Below are 9,010 nucleotides of genomic sequence, written 5' to 3'. Positions count from 1 at the left end.
CCGTGAGCTTGTCTAATCTTCTCACTGGGGCTTAGTAACATAATCTGTGCACCACATTATACGAACAATTATATAATTCAATGTTGACCCGTAGCTTGGTAGCTATACTTCATTTGTTTGTAGTGCTTATTTCTCTTTCTAGCTATTGTGGTACGTTTTAGCTATGTGGAATGAATCTTTATTCTAATTAAATTCAGCACTAGCATCTTCTGACGTTGCTATTGATGCATAATAAATAGTATTCATAAAATCTAATTAAATAGAAATTATGATTAGGTTTGGCTAATAATCGCTTGTTTGATTTTTATTGAACTTTTTCCCTACCTAAATCCAAAGGAATCTACGAATTATATTTCGTTAGTTCATTTTCCTAAAATATTTAAAGTGTATGCTAAATTCTAATTCAATAGGTCTTGTATGCTCAGGTCCATAATATAAAGCAAATTTAATTACATATTAGCTTAATAATGTATATTTAGTCACATTTTTATTAAAATCCATATTTTATTTCTCAGTAATAATTTTGAAATATAAATTATAAATCAAACAAATAAATTATATGTTTATTAAATATTTAATTGTATATCATTTAGTTGTTTTATGTTGATTTGTTAATCTAATTATTAAAAATTAATTAAATATCAATAAATTATATTAATTATTTAATTTTTAACTAATTACATGGATTAATATGGTTTAAGAATTTTAACTATTACATTATTTAAAATCGTTAATGTGATTTATATCACGTGAAAATTAATAATTTTTATTATTTTAAGCTTAATAATTGTTTTTAAATTAAAAATAATGTATCAATTATATAAGCTATTTTATAAATAGGTATATAAAATGAAAAATAATATATTTAAACTTCTTGTTTTGATGGTGCTTTCCACTTCCCCACTATTTTGTTATGCAAGTAACACTATAATGATAAGAGGAAATATTGTTGAAGATACGTGTTCAAGAGAACATAGTGAGATAGAATGTGTTGATGTAAATAATTTAAATATTAAGCTTGATAGTGAATATTTAAATAAAGATAGTCTTTTTAAATTAGCTCAACACACTGAGAAAATGGACACTAGTATTGAAAGTATAGGTTCCAATCACAAGGTTGTACTTATCAATTATCACTAACTTATAACTAGAATATTTGAGCTTATTTCATTAGTAAGCTTGGATAGAAGAGTGATTTGTCGAATTCATCTCACATTTTGATGAATTGATGATTGGATCACTCTTTTTTATCAAAAATGACTATTTGTCTATTTTTTCTGTATACATATACATAATTTATTCTATATAATTGTATTCTAAGAGTTTAAGCTTATTTTTCACATAAACTGTTTAATTCTTTTCAATTTGCATAGTGTTCTTATGTAACTTGCTTTTTTACATAGTATCTTTCTTTCATAAAATAAAAAACTTTTATAAACAGCCACATAAGTTGTAAATACTAGCTCTACATTCCAAATAAACAATGTGATTAAATTAAAATTATTAAAAAATAATGTGATGTAGTTTGCATTTTGTTTGAGAAGTGTTAATATCGCCGCATTACTTTTCAAGATGTCAAACACTGGAAAAGTAAGGAATTAAACTTTTATCCAGACTTTTGAGAAAACACTATGAAAAAACTTGCTTTGATCGCTGCTCTTTCGGTTGTAGGGATTGCGAATGCTCAAGCTGCTGATGGTACAATTACAATTAATGGTTTAGTTACAGACAAAACTTGTGACATCGTTACCCCTGCTGGTAAAGACTTCACAGTTACTCTTCCAACTGTTTCTAAACAAACTTTAGCTGTTGCTGGGGATGTTGCTGGTCGTACTCCTTTCCAAATCAACCTAGCTAACTGTTCACAAGGTAAAGTAGCTACTTACTTCGAACCAGGTGCAACTGTTGACTTTAATACTGGTCGTTTACTTAACCAAGACGCTACTGGTGCTAAAAACGTTAACGTTCAACTTTTAGGTAGCAACAACAACTTCATCCCAGTACTTGCTGCGGGTGCAAACGGTGCTCAAGCTAACTCTCAATGGGTTGACGTAGCTGAAGGTGCAAGTGCTGACCTTAACTACTATGCTGAATACTATGCAACTGGCGCGTCTACTGCTGGTAAAGTAACTACTTCTGTTCAATACACAATTATCTATCAATAATTAATTGATAGCGGGGTTTCTGTGTCCGCATGGAAACCCTGTTTTGTGTAACGCTTTCCTGAATCTTTCTTGGTTGAGAACTCGAAAATGAAATTGAACGGTTATAATTTTTTGTTAGGTTTGACATTTGCTTCAGCAGTTGTCGCACCCACTACTCAAGCAGAAATTGTAATTCATGGCACCCGTGTAATTTATCCATCGGATGCTCGCGAAGTTACGCTACAAGTTAGCAATAACGGTTCAAAGCCAGCACTTGTCCAAGCTTGGATTGACGAAGGTGACCCAAAAAGTACACCGGACCAATCAAAAGTTCCTTTTATGATTGCTCCTCCTATTTCTCGTGTTGAAGCTACAAAAAGTCAGACGCTCCGTATTACAGCTTTACCAAATGCTTCTCAGTTAAATCAGAAGCAAGAAACGGTTTTATGGTTGAATATTTTAGATATTCCACCAAGACCTACTTCAAAAAGTGAAGATACGACACCTGATAATTTCTTACAACTTGCAATTCGTTCACGCATTAAATTCTTCTATCGTCCTTCATCGATTAAAGAAGATGCGAATTTAGCAACAGATAAGCTTCAATGGATTAAATCTGGTCAAAGCTTAACGGTGAAGAATCCTACCCCTTTTCATATCACAATGACTTCTGTTTACCAAAAGGCAGGTGATAAAAAAGTTGATTTATTACCGCAAGGGCTCATGATTAAGCCTTTTTCTGAGGCGTCAGTTCAGCTTAAGAATGGCAATCTTCAAGATATGAGTTTTATTAATGTCAATGACTACGGTGGCCGTGTTGAGCACCCAATAAAACTTCAGTAATCAGATTTATCTTTTTAATAAATTTAAGCACCTATATGTGTAGGCGGACTTAGCTATGCCAAAAAAAAGGCAAGAATCTTATAAATTATTAAAACGCCATATTTGTTACTACTTGGCTTCTGGTGTTGTCACAATGACAATGCCTGTATTCGTGCATGCTGAAGAAACAACTACGAGTGCTCCAGTAGAGGCTGAATTTGATTCTGCTTTTTTAATTGGGGATGCTCAAAAAGTTGATATTTCTCGTTTTAAATATGGAAACCCTGTTTTACCAGGCGAATATAACGTTGATGTTTATGTAAACGGTCAATGGTTTGGTAAACGTCGTATGGTCTTTAAAGCATTAGACCCTAATAAAAATGCAGTAACCTGTTTTACAGGAATGAACTTGCTTGAGTACGGCGTTAAACAAGACGTTTTGTCTAAACACACTACCCTTCAAAAAGAAAACAATAGTTGTTATAAAATTGAAGAGTGGGTTGAAAATGCATTTTATGAATTTGATACCTCTCGTTTACGTGTAGATATTTCTATTCCGCAGGTTGCTTTGCAAAAAAATGCGCAAGGCTATGTCGACCCAAGCGTATGGGATCGTGGTATTAATGCGGGCTTCCTATCTTATAGTGGTAGTGCCTATAAAACATTTAATCAGTCTAATGATCAAAGCGAAACAACAAACGCATTTATGGGCGTTACAGCAGGTTTAAATATTGCTGGTTGGCAATTACGCCATAATGGCCAATGGCAATGGCAAGATACACCTGCTGAAAATCAGTCTAAATCAGATTATCAAGAAACAAGTACTTACTTACAGCGTGCATTTCCTAAGTACCGTGGTGTGTTAACGCTAGGTGATAGTTTTACCAACGGTGAAGTATTTGATTCTATTGGTTATCGTGGTATCGATTTCTCAAGTGATGATCGTATGCTACCAAATAGTATGTTGGGCTACGCTCCGCGTATCCGTGGTAATGCAAAAACCAATGCAAAAGTTGAAGTTCGTCAACAAGGCCAACTTATCTATCAAACAACAGTTGCACCAGGTAACTTTGAAATTAATGACCTTTACCCTACTGGTTTTGGTGGAGAAATTGAAGTTTCTATTATTGAAGCAAATGGCCAAGTACAAAAATTTTCGGTTCCATATGCTTCAGTTGTACAAATGTTGCGTCCAGGTGTAAACCGTTATTCTTTAACTGTTGGTCAGTTCCGAGATCAGGATATCGACCTTAACCCTTGGGTAGTTCAGGGTAAATACCAACAAGGTATTAATAACTACCTAACAGGTTATACAGGCATACAAGCTACAGAAAATTATGCTGCTGTATTGTTGGGGGCTGCTTTTGCTACACCAATTGGTGCTGTTGCATTAGATGTTACCCACTCTGAAGCTGATTTTGAAAAACAGTCATCACAATCTGGGCAAAGTTTCCGTTTAAGCTATAGTAAGTTAATTTCTCCAACAAACACAAACTTAACTCTTGCTGCATATCGTTACTCGACAGAAAACTTCTATAAATTACGTGATGCTTTACTTATTCGTGATTTAGAAGAAAAAGGCGTAAACACTTATGCAGCTGCTGGCCACCAGCGTAGTGAATTCCAAATTACATTAAACCAAGGCCTTCCTGAAGGTTGGGGTAACTTTTATGTAGTGGGTTCGTGGGTTGACTATTGGAATCGTAGTGAAAGTACTAAACAGTATCAAATTGGTTATAGCAATAACTACCATGGTTTAACTTATGGTTTATCTGCAATTAACCGTAAGGTTGAGTACGGTTCAAATGATGCGTCGCATGATACTGAATATTTAATGACGCTCTCATTCCCTATTAACTTTAAGAAGAATTCAGTCAACGTTAACGTTACTGCTTCTGAAGACAGCCGTACTGTCGGTGCAAGTGGAATGGTTGGCGATCGCTTTAGTTATGGTGCTTCTGTGTCGCATCAAGACTATGCAAACCCAACATTTAACGCTAATGGTCGTTACCGTACTAACTATGCAACAGTTGGTGGCTCTTATAGTATTGCTGATTCTTACCAACAAGCAATGGTTAGCTTAAGTGGTAGTGTGGTTGCACATTCAGATGGTATTTTATTTGGACCTGAGCAAGGCCAAACGATGGTACTTGTGCATGCACCTGATGCAGCTGGAGCAAAAGTTAATAATACTGTTGGTTTAAGTGTAAATAAGGCTGGTTATGCGGTTATCCCGTATGTAACACCTTATCGCCTAAACGATATTACGCTTGACCCACAAGAGATGTCGAGCCAAGTAGAGCTTGAAGAAACAAGTCAACGTATCGCACCTTTTGCTGGTGCAATTGCGAAAGTAGATTTTACGACCAAGACGGGTTATGCAGTCTACATTAATAGTAAAACAGCTGATGGCAACAGTTTACCTTTTGGCGCTCAAGTCTTTAATCAAAAAGATGAAGCTGTAGGTATTGTTGCACAAGGTAGTATGATTTACTTACGTACCCCACTTGCTCAAGATCGTCTATATGTGAAATGGGGCGATGAGAGTAATGAGCGTTGTTCGGTTGAGTACAACATCAGTAATCAGTTGCAAAATAAGCAACAAAGCATGGTAATGACTGAGGCTGTCTGCAAATGAAAAGAATATTATTAACAGGTTTCTTATTTACTGCTGGTCTTGGTGTATATGGCGAAGCTAATGCTGCATGCCGCATATATAACTATGTAGCAAATGATGTTCGGATGGCCGTAGGACGTGTTGTTGTACGCCCTAGTGATCAAGTCGGTGCTATTTTAAGAAAGGCAACTTTCCCTATTGATCGTACTTCTACAGAAGCACGTTCTTGTGATAGCAGAGACACAGTAATTGCTGCATTAACCCAAGGGTACCCTTTAAGCTCTCTAGGCAATAGCATCTATACGACTAATATTCCAGGGATTGGTATTCGTTTATACCGTGAAGCTGAGAATAATGCCAATTTCTCGGGTTATTACCCGTATGAACGTGGTGGAATCTCAGGTACCCGTTATTTGGGGGCTGGTTATTTTGTAGTTGAAATCATTAAGATTGCTCCACAAACAGGTTCTGGAACGTTAGTGCCAGGTAGATATAGTAGCTATTATGTCCGTGGCTTTCCTAATCAACCTTTCTTAACAAGTACTGTTGATGCTAATGCAATTACCATTGCATCATCTTCATGTGAAATCCAAGGTAACATCAACAAAGTTGTACAGCTCCCAACAGTTACAAAGGCTGGTTTCAAAGGTGTTGGTTCTACTCAAGGCGAACAAACCTTTGATATGAACATTCTATGTAATGGTGGTGTCAACCCAACGGGTTACGAAGAGAAAAACCTCATTAGTTTAACTTACGACTTTACCCAAGATGGAACAAACAATCAGGTACTGGCAAATACTGCTGCCACATCTGAAAAAGCAAATGGTGTGGGCGTGCAGTTACTGTGGAATTATCAAAATAAAAATCAGGTCATCAAAAAAGGTGACAAATTAGCCTTAGGTACATTGTCTTCTAATCAGACAATTCAATATAACGTACCAATGACTGCCCGCTACTATCAAACAGCAACAAATGTGACTGCTGGTAAGGTCCGTGCAATGGCTACTGTAACTATTGAATATGATTAATCATATTCAATAGTTTTTTAAACCGAATAATTTTAAATATTTAAATATTAATAATAAGTTTTACTTTATCACTATTTTCTAAAAATTTAATACTTAACTCGATAGGAATGTTTATGAAAAAAATAGGTATAGTTGCTGTTAGTGCAGTGACATTATGCTGGGCCATGTATGAAGTATCTTCTGATAATACCAATACAGTAACGCATAGCGAGTCAAGCCCAAAAGTAGCATCTAAAAAAATTTCATCAACTGCAAAGAATGAAAAATTAACGTCTCAAACCCTCTTGGCAAAAACAAATTCCCTTAATTCTGCCCCAGTGTGCCAATACAATTTTGATGTAACTCAGGAAGATCTCGATCTTTGGAATAATGAACACCCTGAATATTTTCCTAGGGATGTATTTCCATTCATAAATGAGCAAAAATTTGGCTTTAAAGTGGAGCCTAGGTCAGAAAGTGAATATGGCGATTTGAATTATGTAGCTCTAAGTAAAGTTGGTCTTAATATGGCTAATGACACTGGAGATTTCACATTACCTCATACAGGTATTGTTGCATTTGAAATGGAGCTTAAGCTTCCAACATCAGCCCTTGGGAATTCATCACTTGGTAATTCTACTTATTACTCCTCTGGCATTGGATTTAGGGGGGTAACAAATAATGGTTATACCGTTAGATCCAGCTTTTGGTTTGATATGGGGGGGTATGATCCAGATTTTGGTGAGAATCCTGCTAGATTAAGCTATTCTGTAGCTTACCGAATTAGTGATAATAGCGGCCCTGACAATCCATATTATAAAGGTCAAAACATGACAAATAATTCAAATGGATACCAAAGATTAGGTATGTATATTAATCAGAACACTAAGCGAGTTGGCTTTATTTTAAATGGTGTTGATCAGGGGTATCAATCTACTTTACCTGCTCCACTTGAAAATATACGTTTTTCTGTCTCAAGTGGTATATCAATATATTCTAATCAGTTATTTGGACAAGAATTGTCAAATGAACTGATTACTGACCGTAATGCGTTACAGTTTAGCTATCCTCAGGGCACGACAGACATGTGCGGTAATGCCATTTAAGATATAAAACTATAAGTCGTAAAGAAGGGCTGAATCACAGCCCTTCTTTATTTCATTTAGAAATGAATAACAGTACGAATTGATTTACCTTCATGCATTAAATCAAAAGCAGTATTAATGTCTTGTAAAGGCATAGTATGCGTTACAAAAGGTTCAAGTTGAATCTCACCTTTCATGGCATCTTCGACCATTTTAGGAAGTTGTGAACGGCCTTTTACCCCACCAAAAGCAGTACCTAACCATTTACGGCCTGTCACTAGCTGGAATGGGCGTGTCGAAATTTCTTGGCCTGCACCAGCTACACCAATAATAACAGATTGCCCCCAACCACGATGTGCGCACTCTAGAGCCGAGCGCATAACATTGACATTACCAATACATTCAAATGAATGATCTACACCCCAGCCTGTCATTTCTACAATCACTTGCTGAATAGGTTGGTCATAATCTTTTGGATTCAAGAAATCTGTAGCACCAAACTGCTTAGCAAGTTCAAATTTATCTGGGTTTGTATCTACGACAATAATACGCCCTGCTTTCGCTTGACGTGCACCTTGTACAACAGCCAAACCAATACCGCCCAGACCAAATACAGCAACTGAATCACCTTCTTGTACTTTGGCTGTATTATGCACGGCGCCAATACCAGTTGTCACACCACATCCAAGTAAACAAACTTGTTCGTGATTTGCTTCAGGATTGATTTTAGCCAAAGAGACTTCTGCAACTACCGTATATTCACTAAAGGTTGAACAACCCATGTAATGGTAAATCGGTTCGCCGTTATATGAAAAACGTGTGGTTCCATCCGGCATTACACCTTTACCTTGAGTAGCACGTACCGCAACACACAGGTTAGTTTTTCCAGATTTACAGAATAAACACTCTTTACATTCAGCCGTATAAAGTGGAATCACATGGTCACCAGGTTTAACGCTTGTTACGCCCTCACCCACTTCAACCACAACACCTGCGCCTTCATGACCTAAGATGGCAGGAAAAACACCTTCTGGGTCATCTCCAGATAATGTAAAAGCATCGGTATGACATACCCCTGTATGGGTAATTTTTATTAAAACTTCACCCGCTTGAGGTGGCGCAACATCAACTTCAACAATTTCTAAAGGTTTTCCTGGGGCAAAGGCGACAGCTGCACGAGATTTCATCTTTGGGTTTCCTTTAAATCATTCGGTATTTATAGTTGAGCAAAATAGATTATATATCGGTAATACAAGAGCTTAATTTTGCTTAAATTAAAATTGGCTTTCATGACAATCCATCACAGCATAGCCAGTCAGGTACATCTAAGCAAGC

The 9,010-nt window shown here is 36.3% G+C and carries 7 protein-coding genes; 6 read left to right on the top strand and 1 reads right to left on the bottom strand.

The features are described from left to right. Positions 1-849 precede the first annotated feature (849 nt). The 6 genes from ACXM0J_RS10875 to ACXM0J_RS10850 all read left to right on the top strand — a co-directional run bounded on the left by ACXM0J_RS10875 (position 850) and on the right by ACXM0J_RS10850 (position 7,696). Complete coding sequence (locus ACXM0J_RS10875; protein WP_086264689.1) at positions 850-1,140, top strand: hypothetical protein; 291 nt, start codon at positions 850-852, stop codon at positions 1,138-1,140. Between the two features lie 491 nt (positions 1,141-1,631). Further along, the gene (locus ACXM0J_RS10870) at positions 1,632-2,165 is read left to right on the top strand and encodes a fimbrial protein (protein WP_000731819.1); all 534 of its coding nucleotides are present in this window, start codon (positions 1,632-1,634) and stop codon (positions 2,163-2,165) included. An 87-nt stretch (positions 2,166-2,252) separates the two neighbouring features. Continuing rightward, positions 2,253-2,987 (top strand): fimbrial biogenesis chaperone, encoded by a 735-nt coding sequence (locus tag ACXM0J_RS10865; RefSeq protein WP_139841462.1) that lies wholly within the window; start codon positions 2,253-2,255, stop codon positions 2,985-2,987. Between the two features lie 55 nt (positions 2,988-3,042). Beyond that, entirely contained in the window at positions 3,043-5,604 is a 2,562-nt protein-coding gene (locus tag ACXM0J_RS10860) for a fimbria/pilus outer membrane usher protein (protein ID WP_086264688.1), read from the top strand. After that, positions 5,601-6,611, top strand: a complete 1,011-nt coding sequence (locus ACXM0J_RS10855; protein ID WP_086264687.1) for a fimbrial protein — start codon at positions 5,601-5,603, stop codon at positions 6,609-6,611. Before ACXM0J_RS10860 ends, ACXM0J_RS10855 begins: the two co-directional genes overlap by 4 nt. A 113-nt stretch (positions 6,612-6,724) precedes the next feature. Further along, positions 6,725-7,696 (top strand): DUF4882 family protein, encoded by a 972-nt coding sequence (locus ACXM0J_RS10850; RefSeq protein ID WP_213034383.1) that lies wholly within the window; start codon positions 6,725-6,727, stop codon positions 7,694-7,696. A 56-nt stretch (positions 7,697-7,752) separates the two neighbouring features. On the opposite strand, the gene ACXM0J_RS10845 is transcribed toward ACXM0J_RS10850, so the two are convergent. Beyond that, positions 7,753-8,862 (bottom strand): S-(hydroxymethyl)glutathione dehydrogenase/class III alcohol dehydrogenase, encoded by a 1,110-nt coding sequence (locus tag ACXM0J_RS10845; RefSeq protein ID WP_068565842.1) that lies wholly within the window; start codon positions 8,860-8,862, stop codon positions 7,753-7,755. Positions 8,863-9,010 lie beyond the last annotated feature (148 nt).

The organism is Acinetobacter sp. GRABPA_MV_2 (assembly GCF_056725885.1).
The sequence above is the reverse complement of the archived record's forward strand: the minus strand, read 5'-3'. Positions and strand labels throughout refer to the sequence as shown.

What these genes read in the sequence shown, in the direction of transcription:
- ACXM0J_RS10870 (WP_000731819.1), top strand. Translation starts at nt 1,632, where the DNA reads ATGAAAAAACTTGCTTTGATCGCTGCTCTTTCGGTTGTAGGGATTGCG.
- ACXM0J_RS10865 (WP_139841462.1), top strand. Translation starts at nt 2,253, where the DNA reads ATGAAATTGAACGGTTATAATTTTTTGTTAGGTTTGACATTTGCTTCA.
- ACXM0J_RS10875 (WP_086264689.1), top strand. Translation starts at nt 850, where the DNA reads ATGAAAAATAATATATTTAAACTTCTTGTTTTGATGGTGCTTTCCACT.
- ACXM0J_RS10845 (WP_068565842.1), bottom strand. Translation starts at nt 8,862, where the DNA reads ATGAAATCTCGTGCAGCTGTCGCCTTTGCCCCAGGAAAACCTTTAGAA.
- ACXM0J_RS10860 (WP_086264688.1), top strand. Translation starts at nt 3,043, where the DNA reads ATGCCAAAAAAAAGGCAAGAATCTTATAAATTATTAAAACGCCATATT.
- ACXM0J_RS10855 (WP_086264687.1), top strand. Translation starts at nt 5,601, where the DNA reads ATGAAAAGAATATTATTAACAGGTTTCTTATTTACTGCTGGTCTTGGT.
- ACXM0J_RS10850 (WP_213034383.1), top strand. Translation starts at nt 6,725, where the DNA reads ATGAAAAAAATAGGTATAGTTGCTGTTAGTGCAGTGACATTATGCTGG.